Annotated in this window: 20 protein-coding genes and 2 tRNA genes; 6 read left to right on the top strand and 16 right to left on the bottom strand. The window is 45.2% G+C overall.

Annotation, left to right across the window (positions count from 1 at the left end):
* Positions 1-12: 12 nt before the first annotated feature.
* The 4 genes from J4N39_RS10345 to J4N39_RS10360 form a co-directional block, all read right to left on the bottom strand.
* Positions 13-1,071, bottom strand: a complete 1,059-nt coding sequence (locus J4N39_RS10345) for a FecCD family ABC transporter permease (protein ID WP_503063245.1) — start codon at positions 1,069-1,071, stop codon at positions 13-15.
* Position 1,072: 1 nt separating this feature from the next.
* Positions 1,073-1,996 (bottom strand): FecCD family ABC transporter permease, encoded by a 924-nt coding sequence (locus J4N39_RS10350; protein WP_252023700.1) that lies wholly within the window; start codon positions 1,994-1,996, stop codon positions 1,073-1,075.
* Between the two features lie 120 nt (positions 1,997-2,116).
* Entirely contained in the window at positions 2,117-3,037 is a 921-nt protein-coding gene (gene fepB / locus J4N39_RS10355) for a Fe2+-enterobactin ABC transporter substrate-binding protein (protein ID WP_252018889.1), read from the bottom strand.
* Between the two features lie 73 nt (positions 3,038-3,110).
* Complete coding sequence (locus J4N39_RS10360) at positions 3,111-5,411, bottom strand: penicillin acylase family protein (protein WP_252018891.1); 2,301 nt, start codon at positions 5,409-5,411, stop codon at positions 3,111-3,113.
* A gap of 279 nt (positions 5,412-5,690) precedes the next feature.
* Between J4N39_RS10360 and J4N39_RS10365 the strand changes: the two genes are divergently transcribed.
* Positions 5,691-6,545, top strand: coding sequence for an AraC family transcriptional regulator (locus J4N39_RS10365; RefSeq protein ID WP_252018894.1), 855 nt, complete (start codon positions 5,691-5,693; stop codon positions 6,543-6,545).
* 98 nt (positions 6,546-6,643) lie between these two features.
* The gene (locus J4N39_RS10370; RefSeq protein WP_252018896.1) at positions 6,644-7,447 is read left to right on the top strand and encodes a siderophore-interacting protein; all 804 of its coding nucleotides are present in this window, start codon (positions 6,644-6,646) and stop codon (positions 7,445-7,447) included.
* 131 nt (positions 7,448-7,578) lie between these two features.
* On the opposite strand, the gene J4N39_RS10375 is transcribed toward J4N39_RS10370, so the two are convergent.
* From J4N39_RS10375 to J4N39_RS10410, 8 genes are all read right to left on the bottom strand, one after another.
* A tRNA-Arg gene (locus J4N39_RS10375) sits at positions 7,579-7,655 on the bottom strand.
* A 190-nt stretch (positions 7,656-7,845) separates the two neighbouring features.
* Complete coding sequence (locus J4N39_RS10380; protein ID WP_252018898.1) at positions 7,846-8,346, bottom strand: RNase H family protein; 501 nt, start codon at positions 8,344-8,346, stop codon at positions 7,846-7,848.
* Positions 8,347-8,541: 195 nt separating this feature from the next.
* Positions 8,542-9,363 (bottom strand): recombinase family protein, encoded by an 822-nt coding sequence (locus tag J4N39_RS10385; RefSeq protein ID WP_252018900.1) that lies wholly within the window; start codon positions 9,361-9,363, stop codon positions 8,542-8,544.
* Positions 9,364-9,711: 348 nt separating this feature from the next.
* Positions 9,712-10,002, bottom strand: coding sequence for a hypothetical protein (locus tag J4N39_RS10390; protein WP_252018902.1), 291 nt, complete (start codon positions 10,000-10,002; stop codon positions 9,712-9,714).
* A gap of 129 nt (positions 10,003-10,131) precedes the next feature.
* Positions 10,132-11,475: a hypothetical protein gene (locus tag J4N39_RS10395; protein ID WP_252018904.1), complete on the bottom strand. Its 1,344-nt coding sequence runs from the start codon at positions 11,473-11,475 to the stop codon at positions 10,132-10,134.
* Positions 11,476-11,716: 241 nt separating this feature from the next.
* Entirely contained in the window at positions 11,717-12,178 is a 462-nt protein-coding gene (locus J4N39_RS10400; protein ID WP_252018906.1) for an RNase H family protein, read from the bottom strand.
* 491 nt (positions 12,179-12,669) lie between these two features.
* Positions 12,670-13,437, bottom strand: a complete 768-nt coding sequence (locus J4N39_RS10405; protein WP_252018908.1) for a site-specific integrase — start codon at positions 13,435-13,437, stop codon at positions 12,670-12,672.
* A 170-nt stretch (positions 13,438-13,607) separates the two neighbouring features.
* Positions 13,608-13,684 (bottom strand) — tRNA-Arg (locus tag J4N39_RS10410).
* A 199-nt stretch (positions 13,685-13,883) separates the two neighbouring features.
* On the opposite strand from J4N39_RS10410, the gene folD reads away from it, so the two are divergent.
* Positions 13,884-14,738 carry a bifunctional methylenetetrahydrofolate dehydrogenase/methenyltetrahydrofolate cyclohydrolase FolD gene (gene folD, locus J4N39_RS10415; protein ID WP_252018910.1) on the top strand — a complete coding sequence of 285 codons (855 nt, stop codon included), beginning with the start codon at positions 13,884-13,886 and terminating at the stop codon, positions 14,736-14,738.
* 168 nt (positions 14,739-14,906) lie between these two features.
* Here folD and J4N39_RS10420 read toward each other — a convergent pair whose 3' ends face one another.
* Together J4N39_RS10420 and J4N39_RS10425 are read right to left on the bottom strand one after the other, a co-directional pair.
* On the bottom strand, positions 14,907-15,881 hold the full coding sequence (locus J4N39_RS10420) for a lytic murein transglycosylase (RefSeq protein ID WP_252018912.1): 975 nt from the start codon (positions 15,879-15,881) through the stop codon (positions 14,907-14,909).
* A 35-nt stretch (positions 15,882-15,916) separates the two neighbouring features.
* The gene (locus J4N39_RS10425) at positions 15,917-16,198 is read right to left on the bottom strand and encodes a YcgL domain-containing protein (RefSeq protein WP_252018915.1); all 282 of its coding nucleotides are present in this window, start codon (positions 16,196-16,198) and stop codon (positions 15,917-15,919) included.
* Between the two features lie 335 nt (positions 16,199-16,533).
* On the opposite strand from J4N39_RS10425, the gene minC reads away from it, so the two are divergent.
* The 3 genes from minC to minE are packed head-to-tail and all read left to right on the top strand — an operon-like array spanning position 16,534 to position 18,300.
* Positions 16,534-17,196, top strand: a complete 663-nt coding sequence (gene minC / locus J4N39_RS10430) for a septum site-determining protein MinC (RefSeq protein ID WP_252018926.1) — start codon at positions 16,534-16,536, stop codon at positions 17,194-17,196.
* Positions 17,197-17,214: 18 nt separating this feature from the next.
* Positions 17,215-18,027: a septum site-determining protein MinD gene (gene minD / locus J4N39_RS10435; RefSeq protein WP_252018928.1), complete on the top strand. Its 813-nt coding sequence runs from the start codon at positions 17,215-17,217 to the stop codon at positions 18,025-18,027.
* A 6-nt stretch (positions 18,028-18,033) separates the two neighbouring features.
* Entirely contained in the window at positions 18,034-18,300 is a 267-nt protein-coding gene (gene minE / locus J4N39_RS10440) for a cell division topological specificity factor MinE (protein WP_252018930.1), read from the top strand.
* A 79-nt stretch (positions 18,301-18,379) separates the two neighbouring features.
* Here the strand turns inward: minE and rnd are convergent, their stop codons facing one another.
* Positions 18,380-19,501, bottom strand: a complete 1,122-nt coding sequence (gene rnd / locus J4N39_RS10445) for a ribonuclease D (protein WP_252018932.1) — start codon at positions 19,499-19,501, stop codon at positions 18,380-18,382.
* 101 nt (positions 19,502-19,602) lie between these two features.
* Positions 19,603-21,291, bottom strand: a complete 1,689-nt coding sequence (gene fadD / locus J4N39_RS10450; protein ID WP_252018934.1) for a long-chain-fatty-acid--CoA ligase FadD — start codon at positions 21,289-21,291, stop codon at positions 19,603-19,605.
* Between the last annotated feature and the right edge of the window lie 84 nt (positions 21,292-21,375).

The following is a 21,375-nucleotide window of genomic DNA, read 5'->3' on the forward strand; positions in this document are numbered from 1 at the left end:
TAAGTGACTAAATTAACGAGATCTGGTGAGGAGCCAAAGCAGATAGAATCCACCGATAATTCCGCATACTCTTCCGATTGGCAAATTAATATCAAATGGTATCAATTGGGTGGCTACGTCGGCGATGAGCAATATCAGCGCTCCCATTAAGGCCGATGAAAAAATGGGTAGGTTGGCAGTGCATCTTAGTCTAACTGCAAGTTGTGGTGCGGCTAATGCGATAAAGGCGATAGGACCAGTTGATGCAGTAGCCAATGCGGCCAGTGATACACCCAACAACGTTAGAATAAGGCGTAGCTTTAAAACTCGTACCCCGATTGATTGGGCACGTAACTCACCTACCTCTAGGGCTGCGATTGCTGTTGAAAATAGTTTGGCTACGGGCAGAAGTATTGCAACGCCAATGATCACTGGAAGTGCATGTTCCCATGTCCTAGCATGGAGTGAACCAGCAAGCCATAAGTTGGCGCTGATAGCATTATCTATCTCTCCTTTTACCAACAACAGCCCGTTAAATGCACTCAATATTGCGCCCACGCCAATTCCGGTTAGAACCAGATTTTGACGCTTAATGGTACCTCCTTGATAAGACAGTACCAGAACGATCGCAGCTGTTACGACCCCACCAACAATAGCCCCAATTGCAACCTGAATTGAGCCACCACCAAAGTAGATGATCTGAATAAGTGCGCCCGCTGCCGCACCAGAGGTAAAACCAATAATATCGGGGGAACCCAAAGGGTTACGGGAAATTGACTGGAAAATTGAACCTGCGATCCCTAGCGCTGCCCCCGCAAAAACTGCGGTTAGCACTCTGGGTAAGCGAATATCCCATAAGATCTTAGTTTGAAAGCCTGACTCTGCACTTTGTGGGGACAGTAATAGTTCTATCACTTGAGTAACAGTAAAGGGCAATTTTCCAACCGTTAACGCAAACAAAGCCAATGCAAAAACTGCAAGAAACATTAGCCCTGCAACAGATGCATTCTTTATATTTACTACGACCGAAGCAGACCTATAACGCACTGCGTATACATGTCGAGAAGAAAGTACTTTTGTAACAGTAACCACACTAACGCCTAATTAAAAATAGGAAGAAAGGCCCGCCGATTAATGCCACCATAACTCCGGCACTTATTTCATCAGGATAACCAACGATACGGCCTAATATGTCGGCGAAAAGCAACAATAGCGCTGAAATCAACATAGATGCTGGTAAAAGCTTTTTATGGTCAGTACCCACTATCAATTTGGTAATATGGGGAGCCGTCAAGCCAAGAAAGCTAATCGGGCCTGCGGCTGCGGTCGCACTGCCCGCTAATATCGTTGCGACAAAGCACGACCCAGCCCAAACCAGTTTTGGGTTAATCCCTAGTGTTATGCCTTTCTCGAAACCCAGTACGATGGAATCAAGCGGCTTCGCTAGAGCCAACGACAAAAGTAGCCCGACAGCAATAAAAATAGTCACTGGGTACAACACGTCGTAGCCACGTCCTTGCAATGAACCGACAGACCAGTGGCGATACTGATGAAAGACTTCTTGATGGCTATTAATGGTGATTAAACTGGAGAATGCCAGCAACATAATCGTTAATGCTGTACCGGACAAAACTACTCGAACGGTATCAACTTTCCTGCCTCTGCCCGCAAACAGGTAAACCATAAAACCAGCCAATGCAGCACCCAAAAACCCAAGCCACATATGGCTTACAAGACTTGTCAGGCCGAACAAAGCAATGCCTAACACCACCATGGTCATTGCACCTGCGTTGACTCCAAGGATCCCTGGATCAGATAAAGGGTTACGAGTAAGGGCTTGCATTATGATACCTGAGACCCCTAAGGCAGCCCCTACCACTACAGCGAGTAGGGTCCTCGGAATTCGCAAGTAGTGCACCACTAGGTGTTGAGAGTTTTGTGGATCAAAGTGAAATAAAGCCTCTAACGTAGTGGCTATAGCAATATCTCTAGACCCAACAAAAAGGCTAAGCACCATTAAGACAGGCAAACTCACTAATGCAAGCAGTAGAGAGACGTTCAGTCGATGCTTTTCCAAATGCTTGCTTTGAGGAAAATGCACAGCCACTGGATTAACTTTTTCTGCCACAATCAGTCACTAACTACCAAATCGTTTAAGCATATTATTGATGATCTCTTTCGAACTATAGAGATCAACCCGGAAAGTATTCTCGCCAAGCCCATAAACTTGCTGGCTCTTTACCGACGGAAGATTTTTTAACACTTCATCTGACATTAAGTTCTTAGCTCGTTGATCAGTCGCCTCAAGTAAAAAGCTGGTCTCAGCCTCAAGCTGGGTTAGCTTTTCATAATTAACTCGTAAAAAGTCACTATGAAAGGTAGCCCCGGTATGCCAGCTAGGATCTGGCGATTCAAGCTGAAAGCCTAAGGAAGCCAACAATAGAGCATGTGCGCCTTCGGCCTTGGCCACAGCATTAGTCACCCCGGGACCATGGTAACTAATAATATTAACTTTCCCGTCAGGCAGATTCAGTTTGGCCTTAGCTTGGGCAACCAGTAAATCAAACTCTGTCACTGTTTGTTCGACTTGCTTTTCACGGCCCATTGCTTCTCCTAGTTGTTTCGCCAACGCTTGCCACGACTGGGTGCTGTAATCGACAACAATCGTAGGCGCAATTGCTCTAAACTCGTCTATTTGATCAAGCGCTGAGTCAGCCCCTGATTTGGATACCACAATCAAATCCGGCTGCTCAAGGTAAGCAGATTCGAGATCCACACTACCTGCTGGCCAAAGCTTCTTTACCGATCGCTGATGAGCTATCACCTGCCATTGACCAAAAAAGCCACCAACCGTATCGGTTGCACTTGCTATTAACGGTGCATCAATAGCTAGTAAAGTGCCTGTTACGGTTACTGAGGTAGAAAGCACTCTAGCGGGTTTAGCGGTGATGGTTGTGACACTTCCATCGGCATTAACAAAACTTCTTGGCCAAGCCAGAACATTGGGTGAGGTAGCTACAGTTAATACAACCACCAACGCAAAAATAATCTTTTTCATCCTTGAAAAAACTCTTGTGGAATTAATAAATGTGGAGACAAAGGCAAACTAAAAGCCGAGACTGGAAATTACACTAACTACTGACAATGGTGACTCGATCAACAATCTTGGTTTTATCCCACTGTTCCGAATAATAAGGCATCGGGTACAACTCTTTATTCAAAAACATCTTCAATTGACAAGTACGGGCTAAAGAGTCGACCCCATCGCGCTGACCATGTGCCAATAGCACCTGTGGGCAAATTGAACTTCCCTGCCACTGAGTTAGCTGCAAATAAGCCGTACCAAATAAGATATACGCAAAGCCATCGGTAGTGAGTTCCGCTGGCATCTCGCCATTAAGAATACCTTGCTCGTAAGATCCACCATGCATAGAAATTGGATGTTGCTCTGACGTCTGATAGAGAACGCTACCCCAGGCAGTATCCAAAGCAAAACCTAGTTGCTCAAGCTCGCTCACGGATTGTTCTAATGCTTCTACTATCGCTACTTGGCTTTGTAACGTAGTAGAGAGTTCGGATTCGACCTCTGGGTTCCCAAAACCGACAACTCGTACCAATCCAGCTTGAATCATCTTGCCCCAAAGCTGATGAAACAATAATGCCCCACGACTGTCTGAATTGTTCTTTCGATCCCAATTCGCCAATACTTTAAATGCTTGCTTAATTGATGCTGAGCTATCACTTGACTCTAGCGTCAAAATCCAATCAAGAAACGTCTCAGCCGCATAATTACGGTTATCAAATACCACTTCTAACGCCCGACGAGCTGTAACCTTGCCGTTAGAACTTATCTCTTGCATTCGTTTATATGACATTATCAGGCGAGGATCATAGTCGAGCCTAGCTGCCGCTAGTGTTCGCTGCTGTTTATGTTGGCCAAATACCGACGGGTAGTCCGGCTGCTGCTTTCCAAACTCGCTGTACTTATAGCTATTGTTGGTGTTGTGGATGATGCCACGAGAGATAATGTTGGGATAAAACGATTTGGCTGCCAACAAGGGTCTCTGATTTTGGTCACGGAACGAATTTTTTGACTGGCTTCCATCCAAAACGTTAAACGCCACGCCTTCTCCTCCTAGATGGGCACTTGCCATTGCATCGTCAGTGATTGGTGGGACATTCCCCGCAACGACGTAACCCACATCACCATACTTGTCAGCGACAACTAATTGGCAAAGTACGCCGCGGTTCTGTTCTATCTGCTCAATAAATTCTTTAGTTGAACCAGCCTTTGCCGCCGATAGAAACTGATCCAAGCCCTTAGCATTTCTCTCCCCCGGATTGGTAATTGCATACCAGCCAGCTGGCCTATTTTGCGATTGGGGAAGTTTGAAGATTGTGCCTAAATGGGTCTGTGCGAACTGGTAGGATTGAACAATTACATCACCAGATTCTTGCAGGGTTTCTATATCAATGCTGCGTATAGTTGCCGAGTGATACTTACCATCCATCAAATATTCAACAGAGTCTTGCTTTAGATTAACCTCCATATATTGGATCACATATGAAGTGACTGTAGCTGCATCCAAAATGCTCCAAGAGACATCGGCGTTATATCCAGTCAACGGCAGTGGAAAACCTAGGAAAGTGGTGCCTGCCACGTCAAGCTCTCCGGGAATCGTGAGATGACATTGATGCATGTAAATACGTAATTGATGAGGATTTCTTTGCCATGCAGAATGAGGATTGCCAACTAAGATAGCACTGTCACCTTCTACAACATCACCACCATAAGCCCAAGCATTACTGCCAAAGCCGCCTTCTACTTCAACTGGTGTGCAATGAGGTGACACCTTTTCATTTGTCGCACCAGTACTGATGCAATTGGCTGAAGCAACTAGATGCGGGCCGATCTCAATTAACTCCTTCATTACCCCAAAGCGCATGGTGAAGCGTACGATGTCTTCAACATTAAATCGAACCATCGGCTCTTGGCCAACGAGCTGCTGGTATTGTGTGTCACAAAGGTTATCAACAAAGTAATTTAGGCCGTTTGCATAGCCAGAAATATAATCCTGTGTTTCGGTGTTTAATCGCTCAAACTCTTCTTTTACCCACTCATCAGCTACTCTAAGCTTAAACATCAAGTCGGAATTTAGGTTAGTCGTTTTTAGAAAGCCTAAAGTCGAAAAAGCTTCTGGGCCATAGTATCTGGAACGCAGGCCACGCATTGCAATCGCCTGTCCAACGAGCTCAATTAACCTATCTCGGGCATGCGCATAGCCATAACCAAACCCTAAGCTTTCATAGTTATCCGCCTGGATACGAGGTACGTCCTTATCGCTCCAAACAATCTCTACTTGGCTAAACTTCCCTTGAGTTTTATAGGTTAACGTTTTGCTTTCTGGAACCGATTGAGAAATCCGACTCATGCTGTTTTGAATCCTAGTACTTGCGTTTACCCGACACTTGTCTAACAGCTGGCGAAGATAACAAACGAATCCATTTGATAATCTCAAGCTGCTTTCTCAATGCCCTTCCTTTTGATAAGATAATGATTATCATTACCGAACCAGTGATGATACAAAGCTTTATCCCTCTGTACTTCTGAATTTGTGCTTTTTTGTCAAATTTAAATAGTACTTAGGATTCTGGGAGAATGTATTTAATTCGAACAGAAGTCGGTTATTGATATACCAAGCGATTCTTATATGGAAATAACAAATAAAGTCATTAACAATGCCATTGAATACATTTTCGACAACCTAACCAGTGATCTAGGTGTCGAAGAGGTTGCAAGCTATTGCAATTTATCGAAGTTTCACTTTAGTCGCCTATTTAAGAAATCTACTGGCGAAAGTATTTACTCGTTAATCAAACGACTTAAGATGGAGGATAGTGCCATCGTGCTTGGCACCAATACCAACAACTCTATTACCGATATTGGTTTAGGTTACGGGTACAGCTCATCAAACTACAGCTCAGCATTTACCAAGCACCATGGGATCTCTCCAGCAAAATTTAGAAAACTCAAAAAAGACAGAAAATTTGACTTAGTAAACCATGTCGACGGGAAAGAAATTATATACCAAGATTATGAATACTATGACAAAAGTGTGATTATTAGACAGCTAGAAGACATTAGAGTATTGTACCGACGCTACATAGGTGACTATGGCGACCTTGTCGAGCACTGGCCAAAGTTTATCGATGAGCATAGTGACCTGGTCCAAGATGATTCACAGTTAATTGATGTGTGTTATAGCGACCCTAACATCACTGACAGAAAACGCTGCATCTATGATATTTGCATTAAAATAGATTCGGATACTGTCTTACCAGAACATATAACCACCGACACACGTATTATTAAAGGTGGTAAGTTTGCATCTTACTCAGCGAAAGGCAATCCAAGTATAATTGCACATGATTATAAAGGTGTATTTAATGTATGGTTACCCAACAGTGGATATAGCCTAGATAATAGAATTAGGTTTGACTCCTATAAAGTAGTTAAACCTGAAGATCGATATTTTGAAGTTGACATCAACCTTCCAATTCAGTAGTAATAATTAAAAGCACATTCTATTTTAATATATTTTGCACCTGCTAATGATAATTGGCCGGTGCAAGAGCATGGGTATTAACTAAGCTTAAGGAAATCATGATGACTAAAGGAACTGGCCCTCGCCTTATTCACTGCGTTCGCAAGGAATATATTACACCAAATCTTTTGCGGATTACCTTTAGTGGTGACGAGCTGGACGGCTTCCCAGACGATCAGAACGGTGCGATGATCAAACTCTTCTTTCCTAATGCTAAAACGGGCCTTTTAGAGCTGCCTTACATGCAAGATGGCGTGATGAACTGGCCAGTAAACAAGCCAGTATCTAGGGCGTATACAGTAAGGTACTATCGCCCAGAGCAGAATGAACTTGATGTTGATTTCGTCACCCATAGTGCGAACAGTCCTGCTTCTGGCTGGGCTATTTCAGCGAATACTGGCGACACCATTGCTGTTGCGGGCCCAGGTGGGCAATACCCTCTAATCAATAACAGCGATTGGCATATTGTACTAGCAGATCTAACTGGTGCTGCGGCCTTTAGTGCTCTGTTGGAAAACTTAGATTCGGCAGCCAAAGGCATAGCCGTACTTGAAGTATATAACGCTGAGGATATTCATGAGATTCAATGCCCGCAAGGCATTAAACTAGTTTGGTTACTAAAAAATTCTGATAAGAGAAGTTTATTTGACGTCTTAGTAGAATGCCAAATTCCTGAAGATGTGAATCAAATTTCCGCCTTTGTTGCTGCCGAAAATGAGTGTGTTATTCAATGCAGAAATTATCTCCGCAATACACTGTCTGTTGAGCGAAAAAATATCAACGCAATGCCATACTGGCGCAAAGGCAAAGATGAAGATACCTATCATGACGAGCGCCATGAGGTTATGAATGCCGCTTACTAGAGCAAAGTTCATAGCTTAGTTAGCCAATTTACCAGCGGAATTTGGAAGGCTATTCACTCCAATTAAAACTACCCCCCAAAAAACGAAAAAAGCCGTCAACAAGTAAACTTGTTAACGGCTTTCTCTAATAATGGCACGCCCTGTAGGATTCGAACCTACGACCACATCCTTAGAAGGGACGTGCTCTATCCAGCTGAGCTAAGGGCGCGCTACAGCAGAGAAAAACAGAATTAAGTGTTTAATTTTCAACAACTTAATATCATTCCCGCTTATACTTCTTTATGTGCAAGACACAGTCTACGTGGCGAAAATTAGCAGGACTGTGCTCAATGAGTCAAGGGATAATCGACAATACTAAACCAAGTGATCAATATTGCATCACAACGGCATGCAACCAGTTAAAACAGGGGTGGAGAAACATTGGGAGCGTACTTGATGAAAGCTTCCTCGTATTCATCCAGTGCTTTTTTGGCGATGTTCCTTAATGGCTTGAGCTCATTAGACTTAACTAGATCTTCATCCACAACCAGCTCAAAGGACACTTCTCGTACTTCACACATGTACAATAGTTGATACCAAAGCTCTTGGCATGCTACAGGCTTCTTATTTGCTGTCTGCCACCCCCTCTGCTGCCACTTTCTGACCCCTTCCATCATCCCTTTCACCACATGATGGTTACGAGTGTAGACTGTCACCTTAGTTTCGATAGGTGTAAGCTTTAACCCTTCAACAATTGCATTTAGGTCAGCACGAAAGCCTTCTACTTTTCCACCAGCTAAGATTCCTGATCGACTTAATGGCTCCAGTCCCATATCCACGGAAAAAGCCCATGCAGCGGCCTGATGATCTCCTAGACTGCCCCCTGTTCTTTTAGTCCCAAAGCAATATAAATGAATCATTGTTACTCCATATTTGTGTAATTTGAATCCAATCCTACACAGCCCTATGGATGCCATCAACACAAAATTAACTTAAGTGATTGAAACAAAAGGATAAACATCCGTTAACGGATGGAGTTTTGGTCACTATAATCTAAGGTAAGTTGCTAGCTTCATTGGAGTTAATTTCTGATGGGGACATCATTAGAATTGAAATTAGCTCCGTTCAAGTAACCGATAAACTGTCGCCCTACCCACGCCTAAATCTCTAGCAATAGCAGCTATCGACAGCCCATCAGCTTTGAGCCTCTGAGCGTCTTCTGGCCTAGCATCAGCCTTAGGTCGGCCGATATGTTTACCTGCTGCCTTTGCCGCTGCTATCCCTTCTAACTGTCGCTCTCGAATAAGCTCACGTTCCATTTGTGCAACTGAAGCTAATATACTCAAGACACCACGCTGAGCCGCACTCATATCACCGTAGAACTCCATACCTTCTTTGTGAAAGCGAACACCTACACCTTTGTTTGTTAGTTGCTCAACCAAAGCTACTGCATCACCAGCGCCACTACGACACACTCGATCAAGGCTATGGATATGAAGGGTGTCACCAGACCGAACATACTCAAGACAAGCCACCAGCTCAGGTCTATCCACTGTCTTAGCTGATACCTTCTCCTCAAAGACACGATCCAGCTTTACGTCTGCTAACTGGCGGGCTGTGTTCTGGTCTGCGGTAGAGACTCGAATGTACCCTACCTGTTGGCCTTTAGTAGCCTCCTGTGGCTCCGTAGTGATCTCCTGAGCGGTGTCTTCCTCAAAGTCAAACTCATCCTCATCATCAGGAAGAAAACGCTCAGCACGACGCTCCAGAGCCTTGATCTTATCTTGCGCACCTTTGAGCAGTGTTGTCTCATAACCGCTATAGAAGGCCTTTGAGCCACCAACAATATTGGACGGATCATTCTCGATAGCCTCAATGGCTTCATGACATTCTTCGTATGAGTCGTAGTCCGAAAGACGAACTGTTGAGTATTTCATTGGGAGCCCTAAAGTGTCCGAAAGTTCTAAGGCTTTTTACGTTAGAGTGTCCAAAAGTATCTGTCAAGGACTTTCGGACACATTAACGGACACTGACCATAAGGTATACTTTTGGACACAAAGGGGATAAGGCTAGGATACTGGCGAGCTATATCACTACTACTTCAAGAAACGAAAGCACAGTACTCTCTTGAAAAAGTAATGAATGGTTAAGTCACCCCCTGAGGGGGTAAAGTGGTGAGGGTTATATATGTATAGAGCCCCACAAATTTTTATCTAAAATTCAAGTGGGTATGAACTTGGAAATGAGTAACGCCACATAGCGTCCTTGCTGTTGATTTTAGCTAATTACTTATTTTCTGATTGAGCGGCATCAGATTGCAATTGGCTTTTACCGTTACCAAAACCTATGGTCCCTGAAACAATAAGTACAAAGCACAACCACCCAGGAATAATGTCTTGATAATAAATGACGAAAGGGACAATCCAAATCAGCCATGAACAAATATTTCCTATAATAGTGAATGTTCTTGCTTCCGACTGATCACTCGCATACAACCCCAAAGAGTGATTATATCCAGCGACTCCCCCTAATCCGATCATAGCCAGACACCCTAAAAAATAAAATAAGTAAGTCATGGTCCCCTCAAAAGTTATAGTAGATGTTTGTCCAATATACCTACAGTACAGATATGCTTGAACGAAAGAAGGAGCGGATGATACAGTCGAAACTGCTAAGTGCAAGGTTTATTATCGTACTTTTTCTATCTATACCATATCAACGCATCCTTTAAAGCCGACAACACTCTTGTAAGCAGCAAGCATTATTCCAACCACTTGCTCAAGATCTTCTTCACGACACCTAACAGAGTCATGGACAGGTAGCACGGGAATGTCCAAAGCGCAGCACTGACTGAGAATAGATGACATTATCTGACTATCTCGATGCTGTAGCTTTAGACCGATATTGTCACTTCCGAAGAGATCGGCAATGAGCTTATGCTTAGCTAAGAATGCTTCAAGAAACTCACCACCGTTGATTCCATCGGGAAGACCTTCAATAAAGCTGTCAATAAACGGTGGTTTGTCTAACTTGGGTGTAGGCATCCCTTGAGACTTAAGTCTCTCGTAGTTAGCTTTGTCCTGCTGATACTTAACGTAAGCAGCTTTATGCTCAACGTTACCGCTACGAGTAATCTTACTCTTTAGGCCACTGAGGTTTGGGCTATTCACGAGCTGAAGCATGATTGCTTTTACAGTAGACCTCTCGTACCCATCAATAAGATACGGGTCATCTACCAATGGGTTTAATTGAATTCCAACCTGTGCATAAAGCAGACAAATATGTAGAGACTTAAAGTCAGGTTCACAGGTCGCACTACCGTTGATCAAGATGTTCTCTCGCAAGTGCTTTTTCAATCCAATATGCGACCCAGCACCAGCGTAAAAACGCCCATTCATATCAAGTTTGTTATTGAATATCCGCATTACAAACGGAACTAACGGCTTGCCATCAAGAGTTGCATGATGTCGTGTCCATAAGCTGTTATATGCCTTAACTGGTTGACTCAAGTCATATACTTGTAATGGGTACAAAGTGGGGATTGTCTCCAATGGCAGTTCATTTTTCTCATTGTCACGAACCATAATCATTGGTACATCTTCTAGAAGCGCTACCGTGACTTTAAGTACAGAGACAAGGTTGGCAAAGTTATCGGTGGGAATCATATAAGAGCGATATCCTTGGTATTCGTTATTAGCTCCTATGACATTAACAATAAGTCCTTCGCTCTCAAGAAAGCTCGTTACCTCAATCAAATGCTTGTACTGCTTATTCAGCTTACCTTTTCGGCGGCTGTACAATACTTGCTTGTCAAAGTGAACAGCTTGAACCAAGGCAGCCAGTACATTGTCTAGTACTAACTTGAGTTTGGGAGCTGAACGACTTCTCTCAAGGTAATTCATTAATCGGAAATTCAGCATTTCGATCAGAGATTGGTGATTTCGGCTAATGGTTTTGAAGCGGAACTTAAGCTTCATAGGATTTGGGGCTTCGGCAGGCATGTCTTCAAACTTGCTCAGAGTTGAGTTTGGAATTGGGAGTGAAGACACACCACAAATTTCAGTAATGTTGTTCATGGATGGATTGAGGGTGGGGGGTAGAGTACTGGCTACTTATTAGCCTCTTAATATCCTCATAAATGGACACAGGTAATCTCTAGGTAGCAGCTCTAGGCAGATTCACGAGATAATGCTATGAGGTGGTAGCTATAGTGGTATCAGTGCTAGTTGGTAGGTGTATGAGCGATATAGGCATTGCGCCTTAGCTCTATGTTAGATGGGTAGGTATTAACTATTGTTGGTACTGTGCAGCACGAGCTAACGCATTTAAACGATCACATGCTTCATCTGTTGCATCAAACTCAACCTTGCTGTAGGTGACAGTCCTTTCGTTACATAGTTGGTCTAGCTTCTGGATTAGATCCTTATTTTCTACTGGCTTCTTCCTGCTGTTCTTCCAGCCCTTAACTTTCCAATTGTCTAACCAAAGAGTCATAGAGTTAATGGCATATTGGCTGTCTGTCTTTACCTCAACAGAGCTGTTAGCTGGAGTCGTGGACAGCCCTTCAATAATGGCTGTAAACACTGCACGGTTTGTCGTTGCGTCTAGACCAAGCAATCCGCCTGTGAGGGTCTGAGTCCGCTCTCCATTCACATAGATGTCTGTAGCCCAACCAGCTCGGCTGTTGTCGTCAGTCTTCTTGATATTAGTGCGAGATGCACCCTCGATTGTTAAAGTGAACTTGCGTTCCATTGTCTGTTTTCCTTGTAGACTTGCCAGCAGGGTAACCTAAATAAGACTAAGGGGCTGGCATGAGAGTAGTCAGTGCGTAGGAATGGCACTGGTAGGATTGAATATAAAAGCACTCTTTGAATCTATAGAGCAACTTTTAAATCTATAGTGCGGGTTTTAAATCCATAGGGCGACTTTTAAATCTATAGGGGTACTTTTAAACTCTCTTATAGGGCGGCTTTTAAAGTGAAGAAAAAACAGTCGAAGATAAGGCAGTATAGACACGCCTCGACAAACCGAGGATAGCCAACTGGGGGTAGATGTTGATCTAAACCCTATTGTAATGACAGAGACCCGGAAAGGTACAAACGGAATTCTAAGACCCAAAAGAGAAGAGTCAACGCCTGAAGGTTTTGACGATAGGTCAGATAGTAAAAGCTAGAAACAATACAGAGTCGCATGAGGGCGCTTAAATTGCCGCCCTCGTTTGTCTGCCTATGCTAAGTCAGTATTTAATCAAATAAGGTACAAGCTAAAGACGTTGCATCTAGCTTCACATAGCGACTCAACATCCGGTGATCTTTATGCCCCGACACCTTTGATACAAGTATGCTGTCATGCCCTGCTTGGATAAGCTTCGACAGCCTGTAGTGTCGTAGCGAGTGCACTACAAACTCCCCCAGCCCCTCCATGTCAGCAGCCCGTCTGAATTGCTTACTGACGAACTCAGGAAGTGCAGAAAAGATCGGATATGTCTGTGCCCTGCCTTCCAGCAACATTAAGCGCTTTTCCAAAATAGCCATTGCAGGAGCAGACAAAGGGACTCGACGATCATCACCGTTCTTTGTGTCATAGAGCTGAATAAATCGCTTGTCTAAGTGCACATCTACAATACGTAGCTTAAGGATTTCATTTCGACGGCATGCAGTCTCACTGAGCAACAAACAGATGTCTTTCAGTTCTTCGCTCTGGAGATGACCTATGACTGTGTATACCTGTTCGTCAGTAGGGATAAACTGTCTAGTGCCGTAGTCTTTCGGTAAGCGAATCTGCTTGAAGATATCTGGGATTTGTAAACCAATATCTCGTCTAAGCCAATTCAGCATAGCTTGAAGTGTTGATGCGTCTTTGCGAACGGTACCAGCACTGACTTTGGCACATCTAGCCTTAATAAAGCGATCAATGTTGTCTCTTGCCTGCGGGCTTGTTGTTAGGTCTTTAATTGAATAAGAAGCAAAGTAGGTACTTAGTCTAGCTAAGCGATAACGGATAGTACCCAAGTAACTCTTATGATATTGAGCCTTAACCTTGATATAGAAATCAATACAAACAGGTATAGGAGTACTCAGAGTTGGGTTCTGATTTGGGAGAGATTGTGTGATGGATTTCACGGGATGCACGGCACAGTCCTCTTAGTAATTCATAGGGGAGACTGTGCCCGCTTTAAGAATGGCACGCCCTGTAGGATTCGAACCTACGACCACATCCTTAGAAGGGACGTGCTCTATCCAGCTGAGCTAAGGGCGCGCTACAGGGAAAGGATTATACGATTTGCAGACTACAGGTCAACGGATTTATCTAACATTATGATTCGAATGGGCAAAAAAGAGCCATTACGTTTTTATTTTCGGCATTACTCTATAAGCAAACGATTGCGATATGGTGTTTATTAACAAATTTTGCGACAATGCGCATCAATTGTTACTCAGGCATCACAAGGATCATCATGACTGCGCAAAATATTGACGGCAAGTTAATTTCACAAACCGTACGTTCGGAAGTTGCTGCACGAGTAAAAGCTCGTCTAGACGCTGGGCTAAGAGCACCGGGCCTTGCAGTGGTATTGGTCGGGGAAGATCCTGCATCGCAAGTATATGTAGGCAGTAAACGCCGTGCGTGCGAGGAAGTTGGCTTTATTTCTAAGTCTTTTGACTTGCCAGCAACCAGCACTGAAGAAGAGCTTCTTGCACTGGTAGACGAGCTAAATAACGACGCTGAAATTGATGGCATTTTGGTTCAATTGCCGCTTCCAGCAGGTATTGATTCTACCAAGGTGTTGGAGCGAATCATTCCTGAAAAGGATGTGGACGGTTTCCACCCTTATAATGTTGGCCGTTTATGTCAGCGCATTCCTAAACTGCGCTCTTGTACACCAAAAGGAATTGTGACTTTGATGGAGCGCTACAACATCGAGATGCGTGGTAAACACGCTGTGATCGTCGGTGCCTCAAACATCGTAGGCCGCCCAATGACGCTTGAGCTGCTGTTAGCTGGCTGTACCACGACCACTTGTCACCGTTTTACCCATGACCTTGAGCACCATGTTAGCCAAGCGGATATTGTAGTCGTTGCCGTAGGTAAGCCGAACTTTATTCCGGGTCACTGGATCAAAGATGGCGCTGTGGTGATCGATGTCGGTATCAACCGTCTAGAATCTGGCAAGCTGGTGGGTGACGTGGAATACGACGTTGCTAAAACTAAAGCAAGCTTCATCACCCCTGTTCCAGGTGGTGTTGGCCCAATGACGGTTGCAAGCCTGATTGAGAATACTATGTTGGCGTGTGAGCAATACCATAGTTGATATAGCGGTTTAACGATTTAAGGGTCTAAGGATTTAAGGGAAAAAGGGTTAAGAGCTTAAAGAAAAAGAGATTTGGTCGAGCATTTGAATGCAAAAACCAAATCTCTTTTTTATTTGTACTAAAACCCTTAGCGCCAGCGTCCGCTAGCCGATTACCCTTTCCCGAACCTACCGAGCAACAATCCTATCCGCCAAGTGGCTAACCGCAGTGGCAAAGTAGAACGAACGATTCCACTTCATCAATACCTGATAGTTGTTGTAGATAAGGTAAGTACGGCCGTTGGTTGAGTCTGGCATGATCAGCCATGCGTTAATATCTTCACTTGGCTGAGGCAGTGGTTGCCCGTTGTAGCGGGTGATGCCAAGTTTGCTCCACTCGCTGAGTGTTTTGGCTTTGTCTGCCCCTCTGCCCTGCAAGTTGGTGTCTATGCCATTTGGCACTTTAACTTGTCGACCCCAAGTATATTTGTCATCCCAACCAGATTTAGCGAGGTAGTTTGCCGTTGAGGCGAAGACATCGGCTTTGGTTTGCCAGATGTTTTTCTTGCCATCACCGTTACCGTCGGCGGCAAAGGCGAGAAATGAGCTCGGCATGAACTGACATTGGCCCATTGCACCCGCCCAAGAGCCTTTCATGTTGTCTGGTTTAATATGCCCTTGCTCTAGGATTTTAAGCGCAGCCATGGTCTCTTTGCGGAAGAAGGCTTCACGGCGGCCATCATAGGCTAAGGTAGACAGCGCACTGATAACATCATAACCACCTGTAAGTGAGCCAAAGTTACTTTCAACGCCCCACAATGCGACGATAAAGCGAGGCTGAACGCCATACTCGTCACCAATTCGCTTGAGTTCGGTGTAGTGTTGATCGTAAAGCTTTCTAGCTTTCTTCACCTTCCAGTCAGGGACCGCTCTTGGAATGTATTCATCCAAGGTGAGTTTTTTCTCAGGCTGGTTGCGGTCGGCTTTCACCGCCCGAGGTTTGTATTCCACCCCTTCGAACGCCTCTTCGATGATATCGACATCGATACCCTCTTCTATCGCTTCAAGTTTGAGGCCTTCCACATAACGCTCAAAGGTGATCTTCTCTGCCAGAACGGAAGTAGACAGGCAGAGCCCGATGGCAACACTAATTAACTTTTTCAATCGACTCTCTCCTTGAGTGCAAGGTGACCTAAAACCTAGCTGTCACGCTGAGTCTTTTTCCACTCTTTATGCTTATCTAATAAGTTCTCAGGTGGTGGTGGTAATTGCAAAAAGAATCCTTCGCTTTCGAGTGACTGTTTCACTTTTTCGACATCGACAGTCGCAAGGTCGCGCTTTGCTAGGTTCACGATCATGACAAAAATTGGGGTACCGAATACCTCTTTAAGTTGGCTCGGCACTGACGAGAAATCATCTCTTTTTGTAAGGTACAGGTAAGTACCTTCCTTTTTGCTACTTTTATACACATAAACCAGCATAGGTAATCCATTTTTCTGTAAGTTTTCGCAAGCAAAAGTTAACCGCTTGCAAAGTTTGCCCCTATTGAGACAGTTATCTTTAAAGTATGAACCCAAGATGACGAAGCGGCGAATTTTTCACCACAATTTCATTTCAAGATCACACGCCAATTTGCACATAATATGGGGCATCTCCCCCTAAATTTAAAGCGATAAGCGAGCAAAATAGTGCGTTAGCCACGAAGTGGTGATTTAAGCGCCAAAATCGCTATTGATTGCTTGCCCAGCCTTGCACGGCACTATAACATGCTGTTATCTCTTGGCTACGCCAACCCTTAGACGTTCGAAGAACCACTATGAGCCCTACCACTGATTTAAAAGGCAGCAGCTTTACCCTGCCAGTGCTTTACCTTGCAGGTAACGATTTGTCACAAAGTTTGGCATTCCTTACCGAGAAAGTCGAAACTGCCCCAAGTTTTTTTACCAATGCCCCTGTTGTACTCAACATCGAAGCGGTAACGGCGGAAGTGGACTTTAAAGCACTCAAAGATGGCGTGCTCACGGCAGGCATGATCCCGGTTGGAGTGGCTGGTTGTAAAGACGCTCGTGCTCGCACCATGGCCGCAGAAGCTGGTCTTGCAGTGATGAGTTCAAGCAAAAGCGCCACCCGTGAGCAAGTGGTATTGCCGCCTACTAAGGTGATCCGTACACCGATCCGTTCTGGTCAGCAGATTTATGCCAAAGACTGTGATTTGGTGATCCTAAATCACGTCAGCGCTGGGGCGGAAGTAATTGCCGATGGTAGCATTCATATCCACGGCACATTGCGTGGACGCGCCATCGCTGGGGCGAGCGGTCAAACCGAAGCCAAGATTATTTGTCACGACTTACAAGCAGAGCTGGTGTCCATCAATGGGAACTACTGGCTAAGCGACCAAATTGATAGCGAGCTTTTGAAGAAGAAGGTAATGGTCTCCATGGTTGATGACCAACTTAAGCTCGAAACTCTCAGTATTTAAACTAAAGGAATCTATACGATGGCACGCATTATTGTTGTTACATCAGGTAAAGGCGGCGTGGGTAAAACCACTTCTAGTGCTGCTATTGCCTCTGGCCTTGCCCTTAAAGGTAAGAAAACTGCGGTAATCGATTTTGATATCGGTCTACGTAACCTTGATTTGATCATGGGCTGTGAGCGCCGCGTTGTTTATGATTTCGTTAATGTTATTAATGGTGAAGCGACGCTGAACCAAGCGCTGATCAAAGATAAGCGCAACGAAAACCTATACATCATGCCAGCATCGCAAACTCGCGATAAAGACGCACTGACTCGTGAAGGTGTAGAGCGTGTGCTTAACGAGCTCGATGAAATGGGCTTTGAGTTCATCATCTGTGACTCACCAGCCGGTATTGAGCAAGGCGCTCTGATGGCACTGTACTTCGCTGATGAAGCGATTGTGACCACCAACCCAGAGGTTTCTTCGGTTCGAGATTCTGACCGTATCCTTGGCATCTTGGATTCTAAGAGCCGCCGCGCTGAGCAAGGTATGGAGCCAGTTAAGCAGCACCTGCTTCTTACACGCTACAACCCAGCTCGTGTTACCGCTGGCGAAATGCTAAGTGTTGAAGATGTTGAAGAGATCCTTCACATCAGCCTGCTGGGTGTTATCCCTGAAAGCCAAGCGGTACTTAACGCATCAAACAAAGGTGTGCCAGTTATCTTTGACGAAGAGTCAGACGCAGGTCTTGCCTATGCTGATGCAGTAGAGCGCCTGTTAGGTGAGCAAGTGGATTTTCGCTTCCTGACCGAGCAAAAGAAAGGCATCTTCCAACGTCTATTCGGGGGTTAATCGATAATGTCACTACTGGAATTTTTCCGCCCAGCTAAGAAAGCTTCGGCAAACGTTGCAAAAGAGCGTCTGCAAATTATCGTGGCTGAGCGACGTCGTGAAGGCCAAGGTGCCCCAACTTACCTTCCGCAGCTTAAGCAAGACATTCTTGAAGTGCTGAAGAAATACGTGGAAGTGGACCCAGATATGGTTGAGCTTTCACTAGAGCAGAATGATGAAGACCATCTGTCGGTACTGGAGCTTAATGTCAAGCTGCCAGACGAAGAGAAGTAATATTTTCAGACCATCGTTGTGTTTGAATTAACTTGGTTGTCTTTAAAAAAATGCCCCGCAATTCGTTGCGGGGCATTTTTTAATCGAAGTGTTTTTCCAACGGCTCTGCAAGCAAGGCTTTACGCCAGCCTTGCATCACGTCAGGCAGTGACTCCACATCACGATCTTTACGCCATACCCAAGTGATCATTTGATTAAGCTGTTTTTTCGAAGCTAAGAACTCGGTCGCAAGGCCTGTTTGTTGTGACACTTTCTTCACTTCATCTTTGAGCAACTTGAACAGCTGCTTGTAGTTTGGCTCATCCATCAAACGCTCAACAGGCGCTGGCCACTCTTCGCTTGGTACTTGCTTGGCTTTTTTCACCAATGTCACCAGCTTATGACCATGACGGCGCACGGCTCGTGCATCAAACTCTTCTTGCTCTTCAAACTGCTTGATACTGCCAAGGTTATGGCGAGCGATGGCCCAAAGGTGCTGTTCACGAAAAACAAAGTTTAGCGCTAAATCTCGCTTTAGTGCCTCTTTCAGTCGCCATTCGGCCAAATGCTTAAGCACGTTTAGCTGCTTCGGCTTTAATTGCCAAGCACCTTTGATATCAAGATAAGCACGCTTTGGCTCGAAATTTTGAATGCGCTTAGCCACGATAAGATCCGATTCTTGCTCAGCCGCTTCCAACCAGCCTGCTTGCTGGATCTTACTGTTTAGTTGCTCGTAGATTGGCATCAGGTAATGCACATCAGCGGCGGCGTATTCTAACTGCTTTTTGGTCAGTGGGCGCGCTAGCCAATCGGTGCGAGATTCGCTCTTATCCAGCTCAACACCAATGTACTCTTTGACTAGAGCAGCAAAACCGGTTGAAAGCCCGTGACCTAAAAATGCCGCCATGATTTGGGTATCAATCATAGGAGTCGGCATTGCACCAAAGCTGTGTTGGAACACTTCAAGGTCTTCACCACAGGCGTGAAGCACTTTCAGTACAGCAGTATCTTTCAGCAGTTCAGTGAATGCGCTCATGTCTTCGATGACGGTTGGGTCAATCAAGGACAAACGCTCGCCATCAAACAGCTGGATAAGACCCAGCTGCGGGTAGAAGGTACGAGTGCGCACAAACTCGGTATCTAGCATGACAGTTTCGGTGTCACGGGCGAGTAAGCACACTTTTTCCAGCTCTGAGCTTGTGGTGATAATGGTATAGTTCACAAGGTTCTCTTTCATCGGTGGTTAGCAGGCATAAAAAATGCCGGCAACAATGGCCGACATTTTAGCATCAATTACTTATGTAATCAGGCGTGATTTCTCAATTAAGACGCTTTCGCACGCTTAGCTTCCGCTTCTTCTCGCAGTTCACGTCGCAAAATCTTACCGACGTTGGTCTTTGGCAGTTCATCACGGAACTCAACGATCTTAGGCACCTTGTAACCTGTTAGGTGGTCACGGCAGTGGCTTATAAGCTCTTCTTTGGTCAAGCTTGGATCGCGTTTTACAACACATACTTTCACCAGCTCACCAGAGGCTTCGTTAGGCTCACCAATGGCAGCCACTTCCAGAACCTTGCCGTGCAGTGCGACAACTTCTTCAATCTCGTTCGGGTAAACGTTAAAGCCAGACACTAGGATCATATCTTTCTTACGGTCAACGATGTGCAAGAAGCCTTCATCATCAAAACGTACGATATCACCAGTTGCCAACCAACCGTCTTGGTCGATGATTTCTTTGGTCGCTTCAGGGCGCTGCCAATAACCTTGCATCACCTGTGGACCACGAACTTGAAGCTCACCCACTTCACCTTGTGGAACCACTTCGCCATCGTCATTAACAATACGAACATCAGTGGACGGGACAGGTAGACCGATAGCACCGTTGTAGGCGCTAGAGTCGTGCGGGTTAGCCGCAACCAGTGGCGCACACTCGGTCAAGCCGTAGCCTTCAAGCAAGAAGCCACCGGTAATGTCTTTCCACTTATTTGCCACCGCTTCTTGCACCGCCATACCACCGCCAACGGAGATATGCAGGTTAGAGAAGTCCAGCTCTTTGAAGTCTTCGTTATTCACTAGGGCGTTAAACAGTGTGTTTACACCAGTAATCGCCGTGAACGGGTATTTTTGCAGCTCTTTGATGAAGCCCGGAATATCACGCGGGTTGGTGATCAGCAGGTTGCGACCACCCATTTCAATGAAGAGTAAGCAGTTCACGGTCAGCGCAAAGATGTGGTAGAGCGGAAGCGCCGTCACGACCAGTTCACGGCCTTCTTCCAGCACTGGGCTGTAGGCACCTTTGGCCTGCATTACGTTGGCAATCATGTTGCGATGAGTCAATACTGCACCTTTCGCCACGCCCGTTGTACCGCCAGTGTATTGCAGCAGCGCAATATCATCACCAGACATGAACGGCTTAACGTACTGTAGACGACGACCTTTGGTCAGCGCTTTACGAAATGAAATAGCATTCGGCAGATCGTATTTTGGCACCATGCCTTTGACGTACTTCACCACGAAATCAACAATTGTGCCTTTGGCACGTGGCAGCATCTGGCCCAGACTGGTCAGAACTACGTGTTTGATTGGGGTGCGGTCAACCACTTGCTCTAGGGTGTTAGCAAAGTTCGATACGATGACGATCGCTTTTGCGTCCGCATCACACAGCTGATGCTCAAGCTCACGAGGGGTATACAGTGGGTTAACGTTCACCGCAATCATACCTGCACGCAAAATACCAAACAGTGCAATTGGATATTGCAGCAAGTTAGGCATCATGATGGCAACACGGTCGCCTTTTTTCAGCTTAAGATCGTTTTGCAAGTAAGCGGCAAATGCACGGCTGCGCTCTTCCAGTTTACGGAAGGTCATTACTGAGCCCATGTTCATAAACGCAGGTTGGTCTGCAAACTTATGCACTGACTGTTCGAACATTTCCACCAGCGATGGGTAAGCATCCGGGTTGATGGTGTTAGGTACGTCACTCGGGTAGCGAGATAGCCAAACTTTATCCACGTATATACTCCTAAATTCTGGGCAACTGCTTTGTTTCGCAGAATGATACTGTATTCGTTTGAATACTCATTAGACCACAGTGTT

This window comes from Vibrio sp. SCSIO 43136 (assembly GCF_023716565.1).
Lineage (GTDB): Bacteria > Pseudomonadota > Gammaproteobacteria > Enterobacterales > Vibrionaceae > Vibrio.

What these genes read in the sequence shown, in the direction of transcription:
- J4N39_RS10365 (WP_252018894.1), top strand. Translation starts at nt 5,691, where the DNA reads ATGGAAATAACAAATAAAGTCATTAACAATGCCATTGAATACATTTTC.
- minD (WP_252018928.1), top strand. Translation starts at nt 17,215, where the DNA reads ATGGCACGCATTATTGTTGTTACATCAGGTAAAGGCGGCGTGGGTAAA.
- J4N39_RS10425 (WP_252018915.1), bottom strand. Translation starts at nt 16,198, where the DNA reads ATGCTGGTTTATGTGTATAAAAGTAGCAAAAAGGAAGGTACTTACCTG.
- J4N39_RS10350 (WP_252023700.1), bottom strand. Translation starts at nt 1,996, where the DNA reads ATGGTGCTTAGCCTTTTTGTTGGGTCTAGAGATATTGCTATAGCCACT.
- folD (WP_252018910.1), top strand. Translation starts at nt 13,884, where the DNA reads ATGACTGCGCAAAATATTGACGGCAAGTTAATTTCACAAACCGTACGT.
- J4N39_RS10385 (WP_252018900.1), bottom strand. Translation starts at nt 9,363, where the DNA reads ATGAAATACTCAACAGTTCGTCTTTCGGACTACGACTCATACGAAGAA.
- J4N39_RS10400 (WP_252018906.1), bottom strand. Translation starts at nt 12,178, where the DNA reads ATGGAACGCAAGTTCACTTTAACAATCGAGGGTGCATCTCGCACTAAT.
- minE (WP_252018930.1), top strand. Translation starts at nt 18,034, where the DNA reads ATGTCACTACTGGAATTTTTCCGCCCAGCTAAGAAAGCTTCGGCAAAC.
- J4N39_RS10390 (WP_252018902.1), bottom strand. Translation starts at nt 10,002, where the DNA reads ATGACTTACTTATTTTATTTTTTAGGGTGTCTGGCTATGATCGGATTA.
- fepB (WP_252018889.1), bottom strand. Translation starts at nt 3,037, where the DNA reads ATGAAAAAGATTATTTTTGCGTTGGTGGTTGTATTAACTGTAGCTACC.
- J4N39_RS10360 (WP_252018891.1), bottom strand. Translation starts at nt 5,411, where the DNA reads ATGAGTCGGATTTCTCAATCGGTTCCAGAAAGCAAAACGTTAACCTAT.
- J4N39_RS10380 (WP_252018898.1), bottom strand. Translation starts at nt 8,346, where the DNA reads ATGATTCATTTATATTGCTTTGGGACTAAAAGAACAGGGGGCAGTCTA.
- minC (WP_252018926.1), top strand. Translation starts at nt 16,534, where the DNA reads ATGAGCCCTACCACTGATTTAAAAGGCAGCAGCTTTACCCTGCCAGTG.
- J4N39_RS10370 (WP_252018896.1), top strand. Translation starts at nt 6,644, where the DNA reads ATGATGACTAAAGGAACTGGCCCTCGCCTTATTCACTGCGTTCGCAAG.